Source organism: Caulobacter sp. FWC26, assembly GCF_002742645.2.
Lineage (GTDB): Bacteria > Pseudomonadota > Alphaproteobacteria > Caulobacterales > Caulobacteraceae > Caulobacter.
This window is the reverse complement of record NZ_CP033875.1, coordinates 1,540,226-1,563,464: the sequence shown is the minus strand read 5'-3', so window position 1 is coordinate 1,563,464 and position 23,239 is coordinate 1,540,226. Positions and strand designations below refer to the sequence as shown.

Below are 23,239 nucleotides of genomic sequence, written 5' to 3'. Positions count from 1 at the left end.
CCACCAGATTTAGGGACAAGAAGGGCGCTGCCATGACTCGACTGAAACTCGCCGCCAGCCTGCTGGCGCTGATGACCGCCGCGCCGGCGCTGGCCCAGACGACGCCCGCCGTTGGTGTCATCAGCACGACCGCGCCCACCGCCCGCGGCGGCGCCAATGGAGTGGTCCTGCTGCGCGACGCGGCTGATCCGCGAAAGAGCGTGATCGCCGCGACCGGTGAGCTTGGCGGGCTTGAAATCTACGACCTGGACGGTCGGCGCACGGCCGCCGTGCCGGGCGGCGAGGTCTATGCGGTCGACGCCCGCGATGACGGCGCGCGGGCGCTGGTCGTGGCGCTGGATCGCCAAGCCGGCCGCCTGCGCGTGTTCGGTCGGGACTATGCGACGGGGCAGATCGCCGCGGTCGACGCCCGACCGATCCAGCTCGGCTTCTCCGGCGAAGGCGTCTGCCTGCACCGCAGCGCGCGTGACGGCGCGCTCTACGCGTTCGTCATGGGACGCGAGGGCCAACTCGACCAATGGCTGCTTTATCCGACCACGGATGGTCAGATTGACGGGCGCGTCCTGCGCCGCCTTCGCCTCTCGTCCGAAGCGAAGTACTGTGTCGCCGACGACGCCAGCGGCGCGCTCTACGTGGCGCAGGAGGCCGTGGGAATCTGGCGCTATGACGCCGACCCCGAGGCCGACCCCGTTCCCACCCTGGTCGACGCCAACCGCCTGGGACATATCGCCGGCGAGGTCGCCGGCCTGGCCGTGATCAACGGCGGCCCGGGCGCGAACTATCTGGTGGCGGCCAACGCCGACGCGGGCGACTACAACGTTTACGACCGCTCCGGCGACGACCGCTTCGTCGGCGCCTTCCGGGTCGGCGAGAACGGCGCGCCGGCGATCGAGAGCCCCTCGGGTCTGTTTGGCCTGCGCGCGCCGGTCGGCGCGGGCCTTCCCGCCGGCGCCCTGCTGATCGCGGACGACCGCAAAGCCGGCGGCAACAGTAAAGTGGTGTCGTGGGCCGATGTCGCCGCCGCCCTGAAGCTGCCGGTCGGTCAGGACGCCCCTCCGGTCGCCAAGAGCCGGGTCGCCCTAACCCAGGCGGCGATGGAAACTGAACCCGTGGGCCACGACGGCGACGCGGCGGATGATCCGGCGATCTGGGTTCATCCGACGGATCCGGCCAAGAGCGCCATCATCGCCACCGACAAGAAGGGCGGCATGTTGGTCTACGATCTGTCGGGCAAGCGCCTGCAGTATCTTCCCGACGGAAAGATGAACAACGTCGACCTGCGGGGCGGCTTCAAGCTGGGCGGCAAGACCGTCACCCTGGTCGCGGCCAGCGACCGGACGCACAAGGCCGTCGCCCTTTACACCATCGATCCGGAAACCCGGCTGCTGAGCAGCGTCGCCGACGGCATCCAGGCCACCGGCCTCAGCGACCCCTACGGCCTCTGCATGTACCGCGACCGCAAGGGCGGAACCTTCGCGTTCATCTCCGATCCCGAGGGACTGGTGCGCCAGTTCCAGTTGACCGCCAACGCGGCGGGCAAGGTGGTGGCCAAGGCCGTGCGCGATGTCCGTTTCGACTCTCAGACCGAAGGATGCGTCGCCGACGACGAGACCGGCGCGCTCTACGTGGCCGAGGAGGACGTGGCGCTGTGGAAACTGGGCGCTGACGCCAAGGCGGGTTCGGCCAGGACCGCGATCGCCCGCGTGGCCGACAACCCCGCGCTCAAGGACGATCTGGAAGGTGTCGGCCTGTACGCGCAGCCCCACGGCAAGGGCTATCTGGTCGTCTCCAGCCAGGGCAACAACACCTACGCCGTGTTCCGGCGCGAGGGCGCAAACGCCTATGTCGGCAGCTTCGCGGTGACCGCCAATGGCGGCAACGGCGTGGATGGCGTCTCCGAAACCGATGGCCTGGACGTCAGCAGCGCCTCGTTCGGCGCGGGCCTGGAGGCCGGCGCCTTCGTCGCGCAGGACGGCCGCAACATCTCCCCGCCCGAAGCGCAGAACTTCAAGCTCGTGCCGTGGGCGGACATCGCGGCCAAGCTCGGACTGAAATAGGATCTCATCGGGCGACGGGAGCGCGCGGTCTGAAGCGCGCGCTCCCGCCAGCGTCAACGAAATCGCTCGGAGCGGAGTCCGGCCATGGCGCGCAGATACGCCTCGCACGCCCCCTCGATCGTGAAACGCTCAGCCTGGATCCGGCTCAGGCTCTGGTCCTGCGACGAGACGTCGACGCTCGCGATGGCGTCGGCCAGCGCTTGCTCGTCGCCGACAGGCGCCAGTCGACCCAAGGCCCCGTGACACAGCAGGGTCGGCATGCTGCGGCTGCAATCGGTGGCCACGATCGGCAATCCCGCCGCCAAGGCCTCAAGAATGACGGCGGGCACGCCCTCATAGTCCGAAGAGAGCAACAACACGTCGAACAGCGGCAGCTGGAGCACCGGGTCGGGTTGATAGCCGTCGAACCGTACGCGCGACTCCAGTCCAAGATCGTGGGCGAGGCGCTCCAACGCCGGGCGTTCCGGGCCGTCGCCGATCACGCTGAGCGTATCGCCCTCTTGAGCGCCGCGCGCGAAGGCGCGCAGCATCAGGCTGATGTTCTTCTGCCGCGTGAGCCGCGCGACACACACGAAGCGACGCCCGACGCCTTCGACGCGCGGAACGCTGGGGCGCGTCCGCAAACGCTCGATCAAGGGCAGCGACAAGGCGGGATCGGGAATGATCGTGATCCGGTCGGCCGAAACGCCGAGGCCGTCGCGGATCTCCTCGGCCATCGGCGTTTCCATGCCCACGAAGTGGCTAATGAGCCGTCCCTGAACGCGGAGCCACAGTCGGTAGACCATCCGAAACCAGCCGGGCTGGTCGCGACGGTCCAGATCGTTGCTGATCTTCAACAGGATGGGCGGACAATCGCGCCCCAGCAGGATCTTCAGGGCCACCGCGACCACGGCATAGGTGTTGCCCGCGCAGAACAGGACATCGGGCCGCAGCCGCCGCACCACTGCGGGCAGCGTCCAGATCATCCAGAGCGTTTCCAGGTGGGCCACGTGCCGACCACCGCCCGGCGGACAGATCACCTCCAGGCCTGCGCCGACATCCTCACGCATGTCGCCGTCGAGACGGCCGACGAACAGCGGCGCATCGATGTTCCGCGCGCGCCATTGCCGCACCATGCGCAGGGCGATCCGCTCGACCCCGCCCGGCTCGAAACTGTGAAGGAAGGTCAGGACGCGCAAGACGCGGCCTCTCTTCGCGACGGCCAAAGCGAGCGATCGATGCGCTTGACGTCAAACAGGGTGACCGAACCTGCGGCCGACAGGGTGTGCAGTCCCATCGCATAGCGCCCAACGTCGGAGGGCGGCGCCAACGGCGCGCTGGCCTCGGCCTCGAATCGATCTGGGTCCAGCCGCAGAAACTTCAGCTGTCGGATAGCGCCGCCGTAGGTCAGCGTGCAGTCTTGCACCGGCAGGACGGGCATAGCGTCTTCTATCCAGACCGTGCCGCCGGGACGACTGGACGCCAGATTGTTGCGGACCGGATTGCCGGGGTGCAGTCGCCAGGGACCGCTCAGACGCTCCGCAAAGGCCAGGTGAAGACGGCCCTGCTTCCAGCGCTGCGGTCCGGTGGGGGAATAGGCCAGCCACCAGAGCCCGCCGTGGCGGAACGGGGTGGCGTCGATCGCCGGCGTGTCCAGCTTCAGACGCGCCACGGGCTCCCAGACGTTTGGGAACGCGGCCGCGCGATAGAGCGTCAGCGCGCCCGATCGATGGGCCTCAGGCAGCATCCACACCTGACCGTCGGCCTCGAAGACGTGAGGGTAGGACAGATGCCAGGGCTCGCGCAGAACAACCGAGCGCCGGACCGGCGAGAAAGCGCCATCAAGTTCGATCACCTCGATGATCCCGTGGCGGCTTCGGTAGTCGTAGGCCTCGACGAACAAATACAGGCGCCCGTCACGCCAGAGGCCGAACGGGTCGGCCACGAACTTCAGCCGCGCTTCCTCGGCCAGCCAGCGGACCGCCGGCGCGGCGGAAAAGCCGAGCCGAGCGACCTCAGCGATGGGCGCCTGGACGAGACCCACGCGCCAGATGTCCCGTCCAGGGATCCTCGCTCGCCAATCGGTCATGACCCCGCCTCCGCCTTGGACTTGACCGAAGCGCGCCGGAACCGTCGCGCCAGGTCGAGCGCGCCCAGTCCGACCGTGACGACCAGGTGCATGACCAGCGTCACCAAGGCCAAAGCCGCCAGCAGGGTCGCCACCGTCGAGTGCGCGCCCAGCAACAGCAGCATCAGATTGCCGAACACCAGATCCTTGTTCGAAATCAGAGGGATGCGCGAGATCAGATAGCGGATCGCCAGCAGCACGATCCACAGGCCAGGCTGAACCTCCGGCATCGCCAGACGCCAGACAAGGACGGTCAGCCCGGTCCAGATCGCCAGCCGCAAGCAACTGGCCACGCCAACGTAGACCAGCTGGCCGAGCCGAAGCGAGAACACGCGCCGCCCGAAGAACAGGACGCCCAGGGAGATGGCTAAAGGGATAACCCCCGACCACAGGGCCGGCCCCAACTGGCGGGCGAAATCCAGGTCGCGAAGCTGCGTCGCGCTGACCGCCGCCAGGACCAGGGTCAACAGGTTGCCCAGCAGGGCCGAAACGATGTTCGCGTCCTTGATCGCCGCGAAGGGCTCGGCGACCACGCTCGTCGCCCGGCGCGCCCAGACATAGAGATAGGCCTCGCCGCTGTAGCCCAGCACGACCTCATTGATGATGTTCTTGCGGAGCAAGGCCTCGATGCCGGCCACTGGCATGTTCCACAGTCGACGAAAGATCACGAAGTCGAAGAGCGGCTGGACGAGATACAGCAGCACAAGCGCGGGCCAGACCAGCAGCGGCAAACGGCCGATGGTGTCCAGCACCTCGGACGTGGCGCCGCCAAGCTGCAGAACGATCGCCGCCACCATGCCAACGGATAGCAGACCGCCAAGCCACACCCATCGCCGCGAGGCGCCGCCGCCGACGGCGGACTGGACGGCTTGATCGGGCGCCTCAAGGTCTTTTGGGTCGGTCATGCCCGAGCCTTCGCGACGACAGACGCGTAGTGTTCGAAGAGCTCGGCGAAGTGGTCGATGTCGCGCCGCACCCTGGCCGACGCCTCGAGCGCGGCGGCCCTCAGGGTCTGCGGATCGCGCGAAAGAAGCCGCTCAAGCGCCGCTGTCGCTGCGGCGGTGTCGCCCGAACGGTAGACTTCTGACGTCTCCGGCCGCGCCAGATGCGCGAAGCCGCCCCGATCGGGTCCCACGACGGGCAGGCCGCTCGCCATGGCCTCGGCTGGGATCAGTCCGAAGGTCTCCGACTCGCAGCCATGTATCAGAAGGTCGGCGCTGGCCAGATGCGCCGCCAGACGCGGCCGATCATGGATCGGCGGCAGGATCTGGACATGGGGCTTGCCGGCGGCGGCGCGAAGCACGCGCGCGCGGTCGACGCCGTCGCCGATCAGAACGAGACCCAGCGGCGTCCCGGCCCCGGCGCGCGTCACCGCCTCCATGACCATGGGCCAGCGCTTTTCGGGGTGAAACCGGCCGACGCCGAGCACCAGTCGGGCGTCGGAGGGACAAGCGCAGGCCCCTAGGAGGCGCGACCTTAGAGCCTCGTCACGCAGAGACGGCGAGAACGCCGTGCGATCAATGCCCAGCGGAATGCTCGTGACGGCGTCCACGCCCCGCCCCATCAGCCGGTCGGCCAACCAGGCTCCCCCAGCCACGACGGACTCGAAGTGCGCGGTTAGTTGGCGAAGATACCGCCAGAACCACCAAAACAGGCTATCGACCCGTTCCGGACCGACGACGGGCGCGAACCAGCGCTGCGGATACGAGGCCACCGGATCGGAATGCACGAACATCGCGCGCCGCGCGGAGCCGGACCAGCGGGCGACAATCCAAGCGCCTCGCCAAGGCGAGGAGGCCTCGACCAGGTCCGGCGTCAGTCGATCCAGCCAGGCGTGCACTGGGGCCGCGTCCCAGAACATATGGTAGTTGGCGTCAAACGGTAGCGTGGGGCTTCGGACCTGAATCACTCCACCCGTCCCGCGCTGTTCGAAGCTATCGCGCGGCCCCGGCGCGATGACGAACAGTTCGTGGCCCAATTGCTCGGCCGCCTGCAGCTTGCGGTCGATATAGGTTCGCACGCCGCCGCCGGTCGGTGAATAGAACTCGGCGACATCCACAAGGCGCATGGCGTCTCGAAACTTCCTCAAAATGCGTTTCCAAAGCACCGCTAAGACAACTGTGTGACGGATTGGCGGGGCCACCTTCACAAAAACACGACATGAGCCGGTGTACGCCTCATCCGGTGATCACAATCCGTGTGGTGAAGGGGCGAGCGCGTCGTCTTGGTGGAGAGCCAAGTCGACACGCGAAGGGGCAAGCATGGAAAGCCAGAGACTGATGGGCGCGGGCGAAACGCGGTCGATGCGGATCGCTTTATTCTCCGGCAATTACAACTATACCTTAGATGGCGCCAATAAGTCCCTGAACCGTTTGGTCGACCACTTGCAAAGCAGCAGGGGCGCCAAGGTGCGGGTCTATTCGCCCACCTCGCAGACCCCGGCCTTTGCGCCCGTCGGCGATCTCGTCTCGGTGCCCTCGGTCAAGGTCCCCTTCCGGAGCGACTACCGTGTGGCGCTTGGCCTTCCGGCGCACATCCGCCGGGATATCGAGGCTTTCGCCCCCGACCTGATCCACCTGTCGGCGCCGGACTTCCTGGGCTCGGCGGCGCTGAAGTTCGGTCGCCGGTTGAACGTGCCCGTGGTCGCCAGCCTTCACACGCTGTTCGATAGCTATCTCGACTATTACGGGCTGGGCTTCATGCGCCCGCTCGCGCGCCGTCAGCTCTGGAAGTTCTACGGCGAATGCGACTACGTGATGCCTCCTACCGAAGCCATCGCCGAAGAACTGAGGACCGAAGCCCCCTCAACCCGCGTACGCACCTGGGCTCGCGGGGTGGACCCCGCGCTTTTTCATCCGGGCCGACGCGATTCGTCCTGGCGCCTTAAGCAGGGCTTCGACCCGGATCGTCCCGTGATCGTGTTCCTGGGCCGCATCGTGATGGAGAAGGGCCTGGAGGCCTTCGCGGACACGATCGCGCAACTCAAGGCGGCCGGCCACGCGCCACAGGTCCTGGTGATCGGCGACGGCCCCGCGCGGGCCTGGTTCGAGACCCGTATGCCAGAGGCTGTCTTCACCGGTTTCCTATCGGGCGAAACCCTGGCGAGCGCGCTGGCCAGCGGGGACATCTTCTTCAATCCCAGCACGACCGAGACGTTCGGAAACGTCAATCTCGAAGCGATGGCCTGTGGCTTGGCCATGGTGTGCGCCGACGCGCCCAACACCCGCGCCTTGTTGCGTGACGGGAAAGACGCCCTGCTCTGTGCGCACGACCAGCGGACATCCTACGCCGACGCGCTGGCGGCGCTGCTGGTCGACACGCGCGAGCGGCGGCGCCTGGCGGCCGAGGCGCTGGATCGCAGCGCGGCCTATCGCTGGACAAACATCCTCGACGAGGTGTTCGAAGTCTATGCCGAGGCCCTGGACCGCCACGCCGCGCGCACGCCGACCTGGCGCGCCCCGAGCCTGGCTCGGTCCAGACGGGGTGGCTACGTCGAGCCTCAGCCGAACGGCCTGCCTGTTCTTTGAGCCTCGTCGCCCGATGATCCCCAATACGATCGACCGCTACCTGCTGCGGCGAACCTTGACACCGATGTCGGCGGTCTTGGTCAGCACGATGGTGATGTTCCTGATGGAACGGCTAATGCGGTCGTTCCAGGTGCTGTCCCAAACCGCCGAGGGCTTCAGGTTCCTGATGGAGCTCTTGGTGAACCTGGTGCCGCACTATGTCGGCCTCACCCTGCCCGGCGGCTTTTTCATCGGCCTGTTCGTCGTCGTCAACGGCCTGAACAAGAGCTCGGAAATCGACGCGATCCTGGCCAGCGGCGTCTCCCTGGACCGCTTCGCCGCGCCGTTCGTGGCTTTAGGAGCGGCGCTGATGGTGTTCAGCATCGTGCTCTTCGGCTTCGTGCAGCCCTACAGTCGCTACGCCTATCACGCGGTGCTCCACGCGGTGGCGAACGCAGGCTGGAACGGCGACGTGCGGCCGAAGGCGCTATTGTCGGCGGGCAAGGACATCCTGCTGACCGCCGACACCGCCGACGCCAGCGGACGTCACCTGCGGCGGATCTTCATCCGGCAACTCGGCCCCGACGGCCGGGAGGATGTTCTGACCGCCGCCTCAGCCGAGGTCTTGAAGGCCCCCGGAGAGCAGAAGGCCACCCTGGTGCTCAGCGATGGCCGGCAGGTCAGCACGACACCCCTCAATGAAGTCTATGTCGCTGATTTTACGCGATTTCGATTTGACCTGCCGGTCGCACAGGCCAAGTCTCTGCGGATCCGCGGGGACAAGGTCAGCGAACTCACTCTGTTGGAATTGGCCCAGCAGGGTTTTGGTAAGGCGACGCCCGCCTTGCCCCGCCAGGCGCTGCTCGCCGAACTGTTCACACGCTCGTCCCGCGCGCTGATTCTACCGCTGCTGCCGCTGATGGCCGTCCCCTTCGCGTTGAGCGCCAAGCGGGCCGGGGCGGGGTCGGCCATGGTGATTGGCGGCTTGCTGTTGTTCCTCTTCGAGACCTCGCTGGTCATGGGTCAAGCCCTCACCACGGCGACAGGCTTTTCGGCGCTGGCGACGGTTGGCGTCCCTGCGGGCCTGTTCGCCTCTGCTTGCGTCACCGTGTGGATGTCCAGCCGCAACCGGCCGGGCGAGAACCCGGTCAACTGGCTCTCGCAAACCGTCGCCGACAGGTTCGCCGCGCTCGTCAGGAAACAACGCCCCCACGGAGCCTAGACTGAACGCGAGCGGTCTAGCGAGACAGCACCAGACGATGGTCGTCTTCGCGCAACGTCAGGCCGTGCAAGGTCGCCACCGCCCGGGCGAAGGCGCGGGTGTCGCGCGCCTCGAACACGCCGTCGACAGTCAGATCGCCGAGCGCGGGTTGCGCCAGGGCGATGGGCTTGGCGGCGTAGCGGTTGATGTCGGCCACCGCCGCGTCGAGACGGGCCCGAGTCAAGGTCACGCGGCCCGCGCGCCAGTCCTGCACCCTTGCGAAATCAGCCGGTGCGCCGACAGTCAGGTCGCCCGAGGCGCTCACCCGCACGGCCTGGCCCGCGCTCAGGCGCGCCAGCGGCGCATCGCGCCGGCCGCGCACCTCGACATGGCCCTCCAGCAGATCCACTCGGGTCTGATCGGTCGTCTTGCGGACGTTGAACTGCGTGCCGGTCACCCGAATGCTGGCCGCCCCCGCGTCGACGGTGAACGGCTGGCGATCCGGACGCTTCGCCACGGTAAACAGCGCCTCGCCCTCAACCAGCCGCACCTGCCTTTGGCGGGCCGAGATCCGAACCTCCAGGCGCGAGCGCGTGTTCAGTTCGAGGCGAGAGCCGTCCTTCAGCGCCACCACCCGGCGTTCACCGGCGCTGGTGGAATAAACTTGAACCCCGGCTTGCCCCTGGAGCCAGACTGCGGCGACCAGACAGGCGGCCAGGGCCGCGAATCCACCAATCTGGATCTCGCGACGCCGCCACAGCGGTGCGGGCGCCGGCGCGGCAAGCTTAAAGTCCTCGGCCTCCAGGGCGCCGAGGGCGTCCCAAACCGCCTCCGTCTCCGCGACCGCCGGGTCGGACCGGCCCACCACGGGAGAGGGGCCGCCCGCCTCCTCGGCGGCGAGGGCGTCGACAAGCCGCGCGGCGGCGTCCAGATCCGCCTCGACGATCGGGGGCGCGGCCGGTTCTGGACGGCGCAAGGGCGTCACTGCTCGAACCATCCGTCCTCCTTGAGCTTTCCACGGCATCGCGCCAAGGCCTGGGCGAGAAGCTGTTGCACCGTACGCAGCGGAATTCGCTGGCTTTCGGCGATTTCGGTGAGTTTGCGCCCTTCCACCCGGTGCATCATCAGCACCAATCGTTCTTGACGGGGCAGACTCAGGATCGCCGCGCGCAAGATGTCCAGGTTCTGTTTCCAGCGCGTCGACTCGAAGGGTGTAGGCGTGTCCGAAGGGATGTCTTCGGTCAACTCGACATGGCGGCCTGCGTCGCGCGATTGCCGTCGGCGATGCAGGTCACGCAAGACGCCATCAGCCGTCTTGAACACATAGGTGCTGTTGAAGCTGGGCGGCGGGATGCGCGCCGCTTGCCGCGCCAAGCGTGCGTAGATGTCATGCAGGGCGTCGTCGATATCGACCGGCTCCAGGAACCGAGAGACATAGCGGCGCAATCGGCCGTCGAAGCGGCCGACCAGATCCTGAACTGCATCCGTTCCAGTTATCACGTCGCGTCCGCGCCGCTGCGCGCCTCTCCCGCGTCCCAGACGGCGCGACTGCGCGTTTGGCACGGAGGAGATCGCCGGGTGAAGCAGCATAGAGGGGCCGATGTCAGAAAGCCATTACACAGCACCGCTAGAGGAACTCTGGGGACCAGCACGACAGGACGGACTTGGCGAGCGGCGGCGCACCATTTGGCGAGACCTGGGGACGCCTGTGCCTGGGGACGGCGCTGGCCCTGACGGTGACCGAAGCGAGCGCGGCCGCTCGGCCGACGGCGTCGCGTCCCGAAGTCACGACCGTCATCCTGCCGCTGGAGCAGGCGCTTCGGCGTCTGGCCGAACAAGGACGACTGCAAATCCTGTTCTCGGCCGCAGACCTGCCGCACACGCGCGTCGCTTTGCCGCCGGATGTCGGCGCGGCCGCCCCGGCCGCTCTGGCCCGCCTGCTGGAGGGGCAGCCCCTGACGGCGCGGCGTCTGGATTCGCGCACCTTCGTGATCGTCCGGCGACCGCAGCCCGCCGCGTCTACCGCTCGCCCGACCGAAACGGACAGTCGCTCCGCCACGCGTGCGCCCGTGCCGGAGAGCCCCACGCTGCTGACCGCTCTGACCGTACTCGCCGCCCGCCCTGGACCGCGTCCGTCGCGCGGGGCGGCGGACGATTTCGACGACGCCCTGGCCGCTCCCCTGACCTTCAGCGTGTTGTCGCGCGACCGCTACGAGGGACGCGCCATCAGCAACATCACCGACGCCATCGCCGCCCTGCCCGACACCACGGTGCTGACCACCGGACGTTCGTTTGTCTCCGGCGTCGACTCGGCTACCCGGGGCGAAGGTCTGTTCGTGGGTCTCCGAGGGCTGAATCCCGAGCTCAGCGTCACCCTGATGCAGGGCGCGCCGGTCGCCCAGGGCCTGCCGCATTCGCGCGGCGTGCAGTTGAACATGATCCCGCCGGAGGGACTCTCCGAGGTCTTGATCCACCGGACCGGGCGGCCGGACCTGGAAGGCGATTTGATCGCCGGGGCGATCGATTTCCGGCCGTTTCGGTCGACCGACTTTCCAGAACGCCGCTGGCTGGAGGTGACCGTCTCGACCCGTTCGGCGTCTCTGGCCCGCCGGTACGACGCCCCGGGTCGCGGCGGCGGGCAGGGCGTGGTCATGGCCGGACGGTTCGGCGACCAGGACCAGCTGGGGCTCGCGCTCAGCCTGCGGCGCGCTACGCGTCGCATGATCAGCGCCGAGATGGCGGGGGTGATGTCGGCCCAGAACGACCAAGGCTGGGCCTGGGCCTGGTCGGCGACGCCCGGCCCGCTGTTCCATGGCGCGCCCCGCGATCCCGCGCGTCCCGAGGAGGGTCTGACCCTGACCGCGCTCAACGCCGGCGTCTCCGAAGTCCAGGAACGCAGCCGCTCCGTGATGCTCACGGCCGACTGGCGTCCCAACGACGACCGGGCCCTGAGCCTGACATTCGTCGACCTGCGCTCGCACACCGAACAGAACTCGACCTTGACCCAGTTGGTGGGCGGCGCGCGAAGCTGGACGCCTGACCCCGCCGGAGGCTACCGCCTGTCGCTGGGCGAGGTGTCCAGCCGGGTCTGGTACGAGACCAATCCCGACGTGGTCGGGCTGACGGTCCTGACCCTGGCGGGCCGCGAAATGCGCTCGGGTCAGCTGGCCGGCCGTACGGGCGCGTGGCTTCTGACCCCGCGCGTGACCCTGAGCCGCGCCACCAGTGATCGCCCGGATCGGCTTGAGGCCTCGATCCGGGTGAACCAGAACGACGCCTTCAATCAGGGACGGACGGCGCGCACGTATGGTGGCCTGCTGATCGACTACACCGGCGGCTTTCCACGGCCGCGCCTGACCCCGGAACTCCAGGCCGATCTGGACGAAGCCGACACGCGGCTTCTGGCGCGCCGCGCAGGGCAGCGGACCGAGCAGCATAGCGCCCAGGATCGGGCCCAGGCGGCGGTCGACGCCGAGTGGCTGGATGGCGAGAGTCCAGTCACGCTCAAGGCGGGCTTGTCGTTCTCGGCCAGCCGACGTGAGGTGACCAGCCGCAACTGGACCAATCCCCCCTTCGCCGTGGTCCTGGGGCAGGCCGGGCTCACTTGGCGGGCGCTGGGCGTCTCGACCGGCGGGACTTGGCCGGCGGTCTGGCCCGGTGTCTACGACTGGCGCGCGCCGCGCGTCGACCATGAGGCGCTCGACGCCTGGTTCGCCCGCGCGGTCGGCCCGGGCAGCCTGGACGGCTGTGGGGCGCTGCCCATCAACAACCTCAACTGCCGAAGTCAGTTCGGTCGCGAGTCCGTCGCGGCGGCCTACGGCATGGTGACCGCCCGCTGGGACTTGATGGAACTGACCGTCGGCGTGCGCCGCGAGGACACCCTGGTGCGGAGCCGCTACTGGCTGGCCAAGATCCTGGCGTCGGGCGAGGAGCCGGGCGAATGGCGCACCGACCACAGTCGGTTCGGCGAGACCCTGCCTTCGGTGTTCGTGACCTGGCGCCCCGACGGCGGCCGCGTCCTGCGCGCCGGACTGTGGCGCTCCTATAGCCGGCCGGCTCTCTACCAGCTGGGCGGCGGGGCGACCCTGAGCACCGATGAGCAAGGCGGTCAGGTTCTGACCCAGGGCAACCCAGACCTGGCGGCCATCACCGCCGTCAATCTGGATCTGCAATGGCTGCGAACCACGCCCAACGGCGGCTGGGGCCTTTCGGCCTGGGCAAAACGTCTCGACAATATCCTGTTTGAAAGCGGGGGCGTTTTTAGCAATGCCGCGCCACGCACCCGGCCGGGCCTGGCCCGGCTGATAACCCCGCAGAACGGCGGCGTCGCGACGGTCCGTGGATTGCAGGCCGAGTGGGTCCGCCGGCTGCGCCCCGCTTTCGATCCAGCCTCGACGCTCGAACTGTCGGGCAGCGTCAGTCGCCAATGGACCCAGGCGGACCTCGGCAGTGCTGAGCTGGGCCGGTCGACGTCGTTGCAATCGGCGCCCGACTGGTTGGGCAGCCTGGCCGCGGCCTATGAGCGCGGTCCATGGCGCGTGCGCTTCAACGCCCGCTACACCGGCGCGATGCTCTCGGAGTACAACGCTCTGGAAGCGCCGGGCGACTGGGACAATCTCTGGATCCGGCCGGTGATCGCGACCGATCTGAGCGTCCGATACCGGATCGACGAACGGGCCCAGGTCGAGGCCGGGGTGGTGAATCTGGATGACGCCTTGGCCTATGACGCGCATGTCGGCCGCCACAGCCGCGCCATCGCCAGCCGCGTTCACACAGGCCGACAGTTCAACTTCGCCCTCCGCGCCCGGTTCTGAAATCACCCAATCCATGTCCGCAGAAAAGCGAGGCCGGCGACGCGACGCCCCCGGCCTCGAAGGAAAAGGCGCGCCGAGGGGAAGGCCGCGCCAAAGGATCTGCCCGGTTCAGACGGAACCATCGGAAAACAGACAGAAACTACTCAAGCAGAGGTCCCAAGCGCGCGCTCTGCGGTAAAGCCGAGCGCGCTCCCGAGAGGAGGGATCAGAACGTCCAGGACGTGTTGATCATGTAGGTGCGGCCGGTCTCGACATAGCCGCCCTTGCGGTCGTGCGAGAGCAGAGTCTCTGCCTTGCCCTGAGTGGCCCAATAGGACTGGTCGTTGAGGATGTTCTCGACCGCAACGCCGACCTGCAGACCGTAGGGCAGCTGGTAATTGGCGTTGAAGTTCAGGCGCCGCATGGGCTGGACCCAGGTGTCGTCGTTGTTGTTGCGGACATCCTTGTAGATCAGGCCCACGCGGCTATAGGCCAGTTCGGCCCGCACGCCGTGCTTGTTGTAGAACAACGAGGCGTTGACGATGCTGTCGGGCGCATTGATCAGGCGGCGGCTCAGATCCTTGCCCAGACCGCCGATGCGGATATCGGCCTCAGTCTTCTGGAAGGTTACATTGCCGCTGACGCCAAAGCCGTTCCAGAAGCCCGGCAGGCTGGTGAAGCGCTGACGCAGACCCAGTTCAAGACCCAGCACCGAACCATTCTTGGCGTTGTCGAGGCGGGTGATCTCGGCGCCGCCGGCGTCCTTGATCACGTCGCCCGTCCAGACGTTGTAGTCCGAGCCGGTGTTGGTCGAACCCGAGACGAACATCACGTTCTTCAGGTCCTTGTAATAGATCGAGGCCATCAGGTACTGACCGTCCTGGCCGTACTTTTCGATGCTGAGATCATAGTTGACGCCCGTCACCGGCTGCAGGTCCGGATTGGCGATGCTAATCGCAATGATCTTGCCGTCGGCGTCCTTGGAGATGCTGGTGGCGCCGATCATCTGGTCGAAGGCCGGACGGGTATAGGCGCGACGCACCGCGCCCCGCACCACGATCTCCTCGTTCGGACGCCAACTGGCCACCAGGCTGGGCAGCACGATGCCCATGCCGCGATCCGACGAGGCGCGAACCCGCGTCGTGGTGGTCTTGCCGTCCGCGCCCTTGACGCTCTCGGGACGCCAGTAAGCGCCCTTGAAGTTGTTGTCCTCGTAGCGCACGCCCGGCACGACGGTCAGGGCGTCGCCAAAGGTCAGGGTGGACTGGAGGTAGGCCGACGCGCGAGTCTCCTCGCCCGAGAGCAGATTCCGCTTCAGAACTTCATCCGTCCACGGAATGGTTGCCGCGTACTGGTAGGCCTGCTTCTTCAGGTACTCCGGATCGACCAGACGCATCGGCACCTGCAGCCCGCCCATCATGAAGCTGGTCAGGGTCTTGCCGGGCAGGTCGAACAGATAATCGCCCTGTGCGGCCCAACGGTTGCTGCCGTTACTCAGGAGCGCGGGGTTGGTCGTCCAGTTGCCGTTGGCGTCCTTCTTGTAGAAGTAGAAGCGGTTATCGTCGTCGGTGCCGACATCGTTCGACTCACGATCCGCCGTCTCGTACTTGAGGCCGCCCTTGATCGACTTAACGATCGGATGGTCAAGATCCCAGGACAGGTTGGCCTTGACGTCGGTCTTGGACTCTTCGGCGTATTCGTGGCCGTAGGTCACGTACCATTGGCGGGTGATGTCGGTGCGGCCGATGTAGCGCAGGCCTTCCGGCGGCAGAACCGCGCGCGGATCCTTCGGATTGGAGATGTCGGTGAGCAGCGGCGCCACGGCCTTGCCGCCCTGGTCCGGCGTGCCGATGAACGGGAAAGCGTAGAAGCCGGCCTGCATCCGGAACGGATATTCGGTGCGGCCCTTCGAGTACGACACCGCGTAGTCCAGGGTGAAGGCGTCACGCTTGGTCTCGCCGCCGACCAGAGCGGTGGTCAGGGTCTGGGTCGAGTGCTCGGTGCGGCTGTATTGGCCCGGGATCGCGCCATAGAACTTGACGTCCTTGGGATCGCTGTCGCCGTTCGTCTGCCAGGCCGACGACGGACGCACCGAGGTCAGGAAGTCGACCAGTTCCTTGGAACCGCTAGGCGCGGTCGCCAGGCCAAGGCGCGCCGACGACTGGTCCATGTTGGTCAGCAGCTTGAACTCACCATAGGTGAAGCGGCCATACAGGCTCTGGGCGTCGGTCTTGTAGTCCAGCGACAGGGTCCCGCCCTGACGCTTGACGCTGTTGCGGTAGAAATTCCACTGCGGACCACGGGCGTAGAGATTGGCGCCCTGATCGCGGATCAGGCCCGGCGCCGTGGAGTCCTTCTTCACATAGTCCTGCTGGACCGCGCGCGACTCACCGGCGTTGTCTTTGTCCTGATAGTAGAGGTTGCCATAGACGGCGAACTGCTCGGCGTCGCCGAACGTGCGGGCCAGTTCCAGTTGGGCGGTGTAGCCCAGACCGTCGACGTCGCGCTGGATCGCGCGGTCTGCCAACTGCCCCTGCAGACGCAGGCGGTTGTAGTTCGAAGCGAAGTCGAAACCCGAAGCGGTGCGGAAATCGACCGTGCCGGCCAGGGCGTCACCGTCCATCTCGGCGGTCGGGGCCTTGTCGACGCGCACGAACGACAGGGCGAACGGCGACAGCAGGTTCATCGAGATGGTACGGGCCTTGGAGTCGGTCTGAGCCAGACGAACACCGTTCATCGAGTAGGCGTTCCAGGCGCTGTCGAGGCCGCGGATGGTGACGTACTGAGCCTCGCCGGTGCCGGCCTGGTTACGCGATTGGTCCACCGCCGAGGACAGGCCCGGCAGACGCGACAGCAGGTCGGCCAGGTTGGCGGTCGGCTGGGCCTGCAGTTCTTCGGCCGAAACGACGTTGGCGACGGTCAGGCTGTCGCGCTGCTCTTCAAGCGCGCGCGCCTGGCTGCGGCGCTGGCCGGCGATCACGACTTCGGAGACGACGCTGTCGGAAGCGGCTGTGGCGATCGGTTGATCCGTGTTGTCAGCCAGTGCGGGGGTGGCCCCCAGGCACAGCGCGGCGGCTGTCAGCATCAGGCTGTGGCGGAAGGAAAGAGCGGTCATGATATGCGATCCCCGTTGTTGGGCCTGCAAAGCGGCCTCAGAACCAAGGGACGCGGCGGCGACGCCGAACCGCTGAAACTTCAAGAAACCTTCATCTTGACCGGCGGAACGGCCGCCCAGCCCTCACCATGCCCAACACCGCTCACGAGAGACTGCGCTTCGCCTGACCGAACAGTCGGCGCGCGGACCCACGGGGTTAGCGACGCTGGCGGAGACAGGACCATGTGCAAGGGGATGGCGGAGACGGAGTCCGCCAAACCAGTAGTCCCATACCGCATCATGCGCGCTCACCGCGTTCCATTATACATCTGATTTTATAAAGAAATCTGGAAATACCTTCCCGCGTTGTCTCTCGACGTCTCATCAAATTTCAGGTACAAAACAGGACCGAAAGTGGGGCCCAAAGTGGGGCCGAAAATCGAGCGCGGCCGATTTCGTCAGGACGACAGACCGGGGTTGCCCGAAGTGGGGCCGAGGGACTGTTTGAAAGTGGGGCCGGCCTAAGTTGGAGGTTTGGTATGGGACGATCACTCCACAAACTGACCGCGATCCAAGCGGCGAAGCTGAAGGTGCCCGGTCGGCATTCCGACGGCGGCGGTCTGTACCTTTCGATCGATGACAGCGGCCGGCGACGCTGGGTGTTCATCTACACGCGCGGCGGCAGACGCACGGAATTGGGCCTGGGCGGCGGACGCGATCTGTCGCTCGCCAACGCCCGCGTCGAGGCGGCAGCATTCCGGACCATGCTCGCGGACGGCCTCGATCCCAAGGTTGAGCGCGCGAAGGATGACCAGGCGCAGACCTTCGGCGCTTGCGCTGACGCCTATGTCGAGGCGATGCGCCCGTCATGGCGAAACGAGAAGCACGCCGCACAGTGGAAAATGACCTTGACCAAGTACGCGGCCCCTATCCGTGAGCGGCCGGTCAACGAACTTACCACTCAGGATATTCTGGACGTGCTGCAACCCCTATGGACGCGCACGCCGGAAACCGCCGAACGCCTACGTGGCCGGATGGAGAACGTGTTGGACGCCGCAAAGGCGAAAGGTTTGCGTACAGGCGAGAACCCGGCTCGCTGGCGCGGCCACCTCAACCAGCTCCTACCCAAGCGCCAGAGACTTGCGCGCGGCCATCATGCTGCGTTGGCCTACGGTCTAATCCCCGACTTCATGGCCAATCTGCGTACACGCGGCGCCGTGGCGGCGCGCGCGCTAGAGTTCGCGATCCTGACAGCTTCCCGTTCTGGCGAGGTGTTGGGCGCGACTTGGAACGAGATCGATCTGGACAAGAAGGTTTGGATTATACCCGCGACGCGCATGAAGGCCGGAAGGGAACACCGCGTGCCGCTATCGGCTCGCGCAATGGAGATTGTCGAAGCGCAGTTTGCCGATGGCAAGGGCTACGTGTTCGCCGGGCCAAAGCCAGGAAAGCCTCTATCGTCGATGGCGATGGCGATGCTCATCCGCCGTATGAAGTCGGACATCACTGTCCACGGCTTTCGCTCCACGTTCCGCGACTGGGCGTCGGAGACGACGGGCTTTTCGCATGAGGTTTGCGAAATGGCGCTGGCCCACACCATCGCCAACAAGGCCGAGGCGGCCTACCGGCGCGGCGACCTGTTCGATAAGCGCCGAAAGCTGATGGAGGCCTGGACGGGTTATTGCGCCGCTCAGAAGGCAGACAAGGTCGTGCAATTACGCCGGGGCAGAGCGGACTGAACTGACGTTCCATTTTTGGCTTTCAAGCTAGAGGGCGCCAGCACACTGGACGGCCAGCGGCCACGCCGCTGGCCGTCTATAAGCGGACGTCGCCAGCTTCCCAGATGGGTGGAGAGACGACGTTTTAAATTTGGCACATGAGCAAGCGCAGCGTAGAGCACCAAGACTAATTGCTAGATCCCCTCCTGGGGGATAGGATTGTCTACTATGGCTCACGTCGTCCACGAAACCCATCCCGAGATTATCAATCGCCTGAAGCGCGCCGAAGGGCATCTGCGCAAGACCATCGCGATGATCGAAGCGGGGCGCACCTGCCTGGACTTGGCACAGCAGCTCCACGCCATCGAGAAGGCCGTGGCCGCCGCCAAGAAGACGCTGATCCACGATCATATCGATCACTGCCTGGCTCACGCCGCCGAAGACGAGCCGCGCGACGCGGCCAAGGCGATGGATGAGCTGAAGCAGATCACCAAGTACCTCTGAGGCGCCGATGACTTCCCTTGCCGATCTTCTCGCCCAGGGCGCCGGGCACGCCTGGCTGTTCATCCCTTCGGCCCTGCTGCTGGGCGCGCTTCACGGCCTGGAGCCGGGCCACTCCAAGACGATGATGGCCGCCTTCATCGTCGCCGTTCGCGGTACTGGGTGGCAGGCGATCCTGCTGGGCCTATCGGCGACCGCGTCCCACACCCTGATCGTCTGGGTGATCGGCCTGGCGGGTCTCTATTTCGGGCGCAACCTCGACCTGAATACGGCTGAGCCCTGGTTCCAGCTGGCTTCGGCGGCGATCATCATCGGTGTGGCCCTGTGGATGGTCTGGCGCACCTGGCGTGAAGGCCGCGCTGAGGCCAACGAACACAACCATGATCACCATCACGGCCACGACGACGAGGTCCGGCGCATCGACACCGGCCAGGGCGTCGTCGCCTTGGCGATCTTCGAGGACGGCGTGCCGCCGTGCTTCCGGGTCACCGCCGAGCGCGGGCATGCGCCGAGCGCCGGTGAACTGACCGTCACCACCACACGTCCCGACGGCACGGTGCAGACCTTCGCCTTCATCGACAAGGGCGCCTTCCTGGAATCGGTTGATACGATTCCCGAGCCGCATGCGTTCGACGCCCGGCTGTCGATCGCGCACGGCTCGCACGGCCATGACTTCGATGTCGTCTTCGCCGAGCATGACCATGGCCGCGACCATGGAGGCCTCGACGTATCCGACCCCGGCTTCCAGGACGCCCACGAGCGCGCCCACGCCAACGACATCAAGAAACGTTTCGCAGGCCGCGACGTCACCACGGGCCAGATCATCCTTTTTGGTCTGACCGGGGGCCTGATCCCTTGTCCGGCCGCGATCACCGTCCTGCTGCTCTGCCTTCAGCTCAAGCAGGTCGCCCTCGGCGCGACTCTGGTGCTGTGTTTCTCGATCGGCCTGGCCATCACCATGGTCACTGTCGGGGTCGTGGCCGCTATCGGCATGCGCCATGCGGAGAAGCGTTTCGCCGGGACGTTCTCGACTTTCGCCCGCCGCGCGCCCTACGCCTCCGGCGCGTTGATCACCGTGGTGGGCTTGATCTTGGCCTGGCAAGCTGTGGCCGCGATCCTGCGTTGACCGAGACGCATTGATCTAAGCCTAGCTTGCGACGACTATGTCGCCGCTCACGACTGCTTCGAGGGACTCTTGCTTCAGCATCTGAACAATCGGCTTGGGAAAGGCGTGACGGCTCTAGCCGTGATGCTGATCGCCATGCTCGTGGTTCAGGCGCCGGTCGCGATGGTGGATAGAGCCTTGCACGCCAGCGGTCAGGCCCACGTGGCCAATGCCTTCGCTGGCCCTCTTACGGTCGATCTGTCGGGTCATGATCACGACCACGATCATGACCAGCAGGTGACCCAGGATCACCACGATGACGACGCGGACGATATGGCGTTGCTCGCGGTTGACGACGATCGTGATCCTTCTCCCCCGCAAGGCGCGCATCACCACCACGATGCCCCTTCGTTCTTAGGTCTCGTGACGGACATGGCGATGGTGAGCCCTTGGGCCGCCTCCGCCGCACCTTGGCCTGACGGTGGGGCTTCGCTCGCCAGCGCAGAGCCCTCTCCGCAGAAACGCCCCCCCAAGGCCAGCCTCGAACACGTCGCCTGACCGACGCGGCCCTGCGCCGCGCCTGCCTCCGTTCGAGAGAAATCCATGTCCCGTCCTATCCACGGTCGCCGCGCGCGATCCTGGCTGCTCGCGTCGGCGCTCGCCGTCGCGCTGCCCATCGTGGCCTTGCCCATAGCGGCGCAAAGCCAATCCCTGGCCCTGAACCAGGCGCTCGCCCGAGCGGCCCAGGCCGATCCCACCCGACCGGCTGTCGAGGCTCGCTTGAAGGCCGCCGACGCAGGCGCTCGGCAAGCCGGCGTTCGCGCCAATCCCGTGGTCGGCGTCGAGTTGGAAGACCTGACCGGAACCGGTCCCTATTCCCTCGCCGATCGCGCCCAGGCGACGGTCTACTACCAGCAGAGCCTTGAACGTGGCGGCAAGCGCGAGGCTCGAACCGCCTTGGCGCGCACCGAGATCGACCTCGTTCGACTGCGCCACCAGACCAAGGTGCTGGACCTCTTCAAGGAGGTCGAACTGGCCTGGGTCGAAGCCCTGGCGGCTGAAGCCCAGGTTCGCCTGGCCAAAACCCGCCTGGACATCGCCGAGCGCGCCCGGGGCGAAGTCGATCGCCGCGTGAAGGCGGCCCGCGACCCGCTATTTGCCGGAGCCCGCGCCGACGCCCAGGTCGCCGAGGCCAGGATCGCCCTGTCGCAGGCCCAGATGACAGCCGACACCGCGCGCCGGACCTTGGCTGGCTACTGGAACGGCGGCGTCGATTTCGAGATCGACGCCGCCGTGCTCGAAGACACGTCCGCCGCCCAGGACATAGCGGGCGAGGCCTCGACCGTGGACATGGCCCTGCTCGACGCCGAACGGCAAACCGCTACGGCTCGGGTGCGGCTGGAGGAGACCAAGGCCGTTCAGGACCCGACCTGGCGCGCCGGTCTGCGCTACCTCAACGAAGGTCGCGACATGGCCGTCGTGGTGGGCGGCTCGATCCCCCTGGCACGCTACGACACCAATCGCGGCGCCATCGAGCGCGCCCAGGCCGAACGCACAGCGGCCGACGCCGACCTGCTCAGCGGCAAGGTCCTGCGCGAGCGGCAGATCGCCAGGCTTCAGGCCGACCTCGCCGCACGAGCCAGTGAGGCCCGTCGTATCGAGGCCGAAGTTCTGCCCGCCGCCGAACGCACCGTCGCCCTGGTTCGCGACGGCTTCAATCGGGGCGGCTTTAGCTATCTCGACGTCATCGAGGCCCAGAAGGTCCTGATCGACGCCCGAAGCCGGCGCCTCGAGGCCCTCAAGGCCTTCCATACCGACCGCGCCCTGCTGGCCCGCCTGACTGGCCGCCATGCCGCCCTCATTCCCACTTCGGAGACTGTCCGATGAACCGCGATTACACCCGGCGCGCCTCCGTGCGCCTTGCCCTGTTGATGGCCTCCAGCCTGGTGCTCACGGCCTGCAGCGATAGCGCCAAGCCCGCCGCCGAAACAGAAGGCCACGCCGCCAAGGCCGGCGACTATGAGCGCGGCCCGCATCGTGGCCGCATGTTGCGCGACGGCGACCTGGCCATCGAGATGACGATCTTCGAGGATGGCGTCGAACCTGAGTTCCACGTCTATGCCTACCGCAAGGACAAGCCGGTCGATCCGCGTCAGGTCCAGCTGTCGGTCGAACTGACCCGCCTGGGCGGCAAGGTCGATCGGTTCAGCTTCGCACCGCAGGAGGACTATCTGCGCGGCGCGGGCGTGGTGCATGAGCCCCACTCCTTCGACGTGAAAGTGCGCGCCAGCCAGGGCGGCCAGAGCCATCAATGGACCTACGCGTCCTACGAGGGGCGCACGACGATCAGCGCGCAGGCCGCCAAGGCGGGCGGCGTGAAGACGGAGATCGCCGGCGCCGCCGATGTCGCCCAGCTGGTCGATATGGCCGGTCGCGTGGAGATCACGCCCGAGGGCAAGGGCGAGGTTCGCGCCTGGTATCCCGGACGGGTGATGGCGCTTCGTGGCGAACTGGGGACGCAGGTCCGCAAGGGCCAGTTGCTGGCGCGCGTGGAGTCCAGCGAGAGCCTTCAGACCTATTCGATCTTCGCGCCGATCAGCGGGATCATCGTCGAGAAGAATCTCAATGTCGGCGACGTGGCCGGCGAGCGGGCGATCTTCGTCATCGCCGATCCGACCAAGCTGCACGCGGAGTTCTTCGTCTATCCCCGCGACGCCGAGAAAGTGCGCGTTGGCCAGCCGGTCGAGGTGCGAAGCCTGTCGGGCGACACCAGACTTATGGCGCGGGTAGAAGCCGTCCTACCGACCGCCGATTTGGCCAGTCAGACCCTGATGGCCCACGTCCACCTGCCCGAGGGGTCAGCCGCGTTCAGGCCCGGCATGGGCGTCGAAGGCTCGTTCCAGGTCGCCTCCAGCCACGTTCCGTTGGCGGTGCGCACCAAGGCCCTCCAGCGCTTCCGCGACTTCACGGTGGTCTTCGCAAAGGTGGGCGACACCTACGAGGTGCGGATGCTGGAGCTGGGCCGCCAGACGCCCGAATGGACCGAGGTCCTGGGCGGGCTTGAGCCTGGAACCGAATATGTCGCCGACGGCGCCTTCCTGATCCGCGCGGACATCGAAAAGTCCGGCGCGAGCCACGATCACTAGGAGCGCGCAGC

General features: G+C 66.8%; 16 protein-coding genes and 1 pseudogene. 9 read left to right on the top strand and 8 right to left on the bottom strand.

Going from position 1 to position 23,239, the window contains the following annotated elements; all coding sequences use genetic code 11:
* The first annotated feature begins 32 nt into the window (after nt 1-32).
* Nucleotides 33-2,057, top strand: a complete 2,025-nt coding sequence (locus CSW63_RS08850) for a phytase (RefSeq protein WP_062093657.1) — start codon at nt 33-35, stop codon at nt 2,055-2,057.
* 53 nt (nt 2,058-2,110) lie between these two features.
* Here the strand turns inward: CSW63_RS08850 and CSW63_RS08845 are convergent, their stop codons facing one another.
* The 4 genes from CSW63_RS08845 to CSW63_RS08830 are packed head-to-tail and all read right to left on the bottom strand — an operon-like array spanning nt 2,111 to nt 6,232.
* Nucleotides 2,111-3,235, bottom strand: a complete 1,125-nt coding sequence (locus CSW63_RS08845) for a glycosyltransferase (RefSeq protein ID WP_082749314.1) — start codon at nt 3,233-3,235, stop codon at nt 2,111-2,113.
* Complete coding sequence (locus CSW63_RS08840) at nt 3,223-4,125, bottom strand: hypothetical protein (RefSeq protein ID WP_197425219.1); 903 nt, start codon at nt 4,123-4,125, stop codon at nt 3,223-3,225. The genes CSW63_RS08845 and CSW63_RS08840 overlap by 13 nt, the downstream gene beginning before the upstream one ends.
* Nucleotides 4,122-5,069: a hypothetical protein gene (locus CSW63_RS23355; RefSeq protein WP_062093656.1), complete on the bottom strand. Its 948-nt coding sequence runs from the start codon at nt 5,067-5,069 to the stop codon at nt 4,122-4,124. Before CSW63_RS23355 ends, CSW63_RS08840 begins: the two co-directional genes overlap by 4 nt.
* The gene (locus tag CSW63_RS08830; RefSeq protein ID WP_062093655.1) at nt 5,066-6,232 is read right to left on the bottom strand and encodes a glycosyltransferase; all 1,167 of its coding nucleotides are present in this window, start codon (nt 6,230-6,232) and stop codon (nt 5,066-5,068) included. Before CSW63_RS08830 ends, CSW63_RS23355 begins: the two co-directional genes overlap by 4 nt.
* Before the next feature lie 193 nt (nt 6,233-6,425).
* On the opposite strand from CSW63_RS08830, the gene CSW63_RS08825 reads away from it, so the two are divergent.
* Both CSW63_RS08825 and CSW63_RS08820 read left to right on the top strand, forming a co-directional pair.
* Entirely contained in the window at nt 6,426-7,691 is a 1,266-nt protein-coding gene (locus CSW63_RS08825; RefSeq protein ID WP_099503792.1) for a glycosyltransferase family 1 protein, read from the top strand.
* A gap of 13 nt (nt 7,692-7,704) precedes the next feature.
* Nucleotides 7,705-8,892, top strand: a complete 1,188-nt coding sequence (locus tag CSW63_RS08820; protein WP_062093653.1) for an LptF/LptG family permease — start codon at nt 7,705-7,707, stop codon at nt 8,890-8,892.
* Between the two features lie 16 nt (nt 8,893-8,908).
* Here CSW63_RS08820 and CSW63_RS08815 read toward each other — a convergent pair whose 3' ends face one another.
* Together CSW63_RS08815 and CSW63_RS08810 are read right to left on the bottom strand one after the other, a co-directional pair.
* Nucleotides 8,909-9,868 (bottom strand): FecR family protein, encoded by a 960-nt coding sequence (locus CSW63_RS08815; protein ID WP_231737282.1) that lies wholly within the window; start codon nt 9,866-9,868, stop codon nt 8,909-8,911.
* Nucleotides 9,853-10,371 (bottom strand): RNA polymerase sigma factor, encoded by a 519-nt coding sequence (locus CSW63_RS08810; protein WP_062093651.1) that lies wholly within the window; start codon nt 10,369-10,371, stop codon nt 9,853-9,855. The genes CSW63_RS08815 and CSW63_RS08810 overlap by 16 nt, the downstream gene beginning before the upstream one ends.
* A gap of 164 nt (nt 10,372-10,535) precedes the next feature.
* Between CSW63_RS08810 and CSW63_RS08805 the strand changes: the two genes are divergently transcribed.
* On the top strand, nt 10,536-13,685 hold the full coding sequence (locus CSW63_RS08805; RefSeq protein WP_062093650.1) for a TonB-dependent receptor domain-containing protein: 3,150 nt from the start codon (nt 10,536-10,538) through the stop codon (nt 13,683-13,685).
* 205 nt (nt 13,686-13,890) lie between these two features.
* Here the strand turns inward: CSW63_RS08805 and CSW63_RS08800 are convergent.
* A pseudogene (locus CSW63_RS08800) lies at nt 13,891-16,820 on the bottom strand (TonB-dependent receptor).
* 477 nt (nt 16,821-17,297) lie between these two features.
* Between CSW63_RS08800 and CSW63_RS08795 the strand changes: the two are divergent.
* From CSW63_RS08795 to CSW63_RS08785, 3 genes are all read left to right on the top strand, one after another.
* Complete coding sequence (locus CSW63_RS08795; protein ID WP_062093649.1) at nt 17,298-18,497, top strand: site-specific integrase; 1,200 nt, start codon at nt 17,298-17,300, stop codon at nt 18,495-18,497.
* A gap of 207 nt (nt 18,498-18,704) precedes the next feature.
* The gene (locus CSW63_RS08790) at nt 18,705-18,980 is read left to right on the top strand and encodes a metal-sensing transcriptional repressor (RefSeq protein ID WP_099503794.1); all 276 of its coding nucleotides are present in this window, start codon (nt 18,705-18,707) and stop codon (nt 18,978-18,980) included.
* A gap of 7 nt (nt 18,981-18,987) precedes the next feature.
* Entirely contained in the window at nt 18,988-20,103 is a 1,116-nt protein-coding gene (locus tag CSW63_RS08785; RefSeq protein WP_099503796.1) for a nickel/cobalt efflux transporter, read from the top strand.
* 114 nt (nt 20,104-20,217) lie between these two features.
* Here the strand turns inward: CSW63_RS08785 and CSW63_RS08780 are convergent, their stop codons facing one another.
* A complete protein-coding gene (locus tag CSW63_RS08780) occupies nt 20,218-20,481 on the bottom strand; it encodes a hypothetical protein (RefSeq protein ID WP_127846957.1) in 264 nt (87 codons plus the stop codon).
* 204 nt (nt 20,482-20,685) lie between these two features.
* Between CSW63_RS08780 and CSW63_RS08775 the strand changes: the two genes are divergently transcribed.
* A complete protein-coding gene (locus CSW63_RS08775; RefSeq protein WP_062093645.1) occupies nt 20,686-21,969 on the top strand; it encodes a TolC family protein in 1,284 nt (427 codons plus the stop codon).
* A complete protein-coding gene (locus CSW63_RS08770) occupies nt 21,966-23,228 on the top strand; it encodes an efflux RND transporter periplasmic adaptor subunit (protein WP_062093644.1) in 1,263 nt (420 codons plus the stop codon). The genes CSW63_RS08775 and CSW63_RS08770 overlap by 4 nt, the downstream gene beginning before the upstream one ends.
* The last annotated feature ends 11 nt before the right edge of the window (nt 23,229-23,239 follow it).

What these genes read in the sequence shown, in the direction of transcription:
- CSW63_RS23355 (WP_062093656.1), bottom strand. Translation starts at nt 5,069, where the DNA reads ATGACCGACCCAAAAGACCTTGAGGCGCCCGATCAAGCCGTCCAGTCC.
- CSW63_RS08785 (WP_099503796.1), top strand. Translation starts at nt 18,988, where the DNA reads ATGACTTCCCTTGCCGATCTTCTCGCCCAGGGCGCCGGGCACGCCTGG.
- CSW63_RS08815 (WP_231737282.1), bottom strand. Translation starts at nt 9,868, where the DNA reads ATGGTTCGAGCAGTGACGCCCTTGCGCCGTCCAGAACCGGCCGCGCCC.
- CSW63_RS08790 (WP_099503794.1), top strand. Translation starts at nt 18,705, where the DNA reads ATGGCTCACGTCGTCCACGAAACCCATCCCGAGATTATCAATCGCCTG.
- CSW63_RS08770 (WP_062093644.1), top strand. Translation starts at nt 21,966, where the DNA reads ATGAACCGCGATTACACCCGGCGCGCCTCCGTGCGCCTTGCCCTGTTG.
- CSW63_RS08795 (WP_062093649.1), top strand. Translation starts at nt 17,298, where the DNA reads ATGGGACGATCACTCCACAAACTGACCGCGATCCAAGCGGCGAAGCTG.
- CSW63_RS08850 (WP_062093657.1), top strand. Translation starts at nt 33, where the DNA reads ATGACTCGACTGAAACTCGCCGCCAGCCTGCTGGCGCTGATGACCGCC.
- CSW63_RS08820 (WP_062093653.1), top strand. Translation starts at nt 7,705, where the DNA reads ATGATCCCCAATACGATCGACCGCTACCTGCTGCGGCGAACCTTGACA.
- CSW63_RS08775 (WP_062093645.1), top strand. Translation starts at nt 20,686, where the DNA reads ATGTCCCGTCCTATCCACGGTCGCCGCGCGCGATCCTGGCTGCTCGCG.
- CSW63_RS08830 (WP_062093655.1), bottom strand. Translation starts at nt 6,232, where the DNA reads ATGCGCCTTGTGGATGTCGCCGAGTTCTATTCACCGACCGGCGGCGGC.
- CSW63_RS08840 (WP_197425219.1), bottom strand. Translation starts at nt 4,125, where the DNA reads ATGACCGATTGGCGAGCGAGGATCCCTGGACGGGACATCTGGCGCGTG.
- CSW63_RS08825 (WP_099503792.1), top strand. Translation starts at nt 6,426, where the DNA reads ATGGAAAGCCAGAGACTGATGGGCGCGGGCGAAACGCGGTCGATGCGG.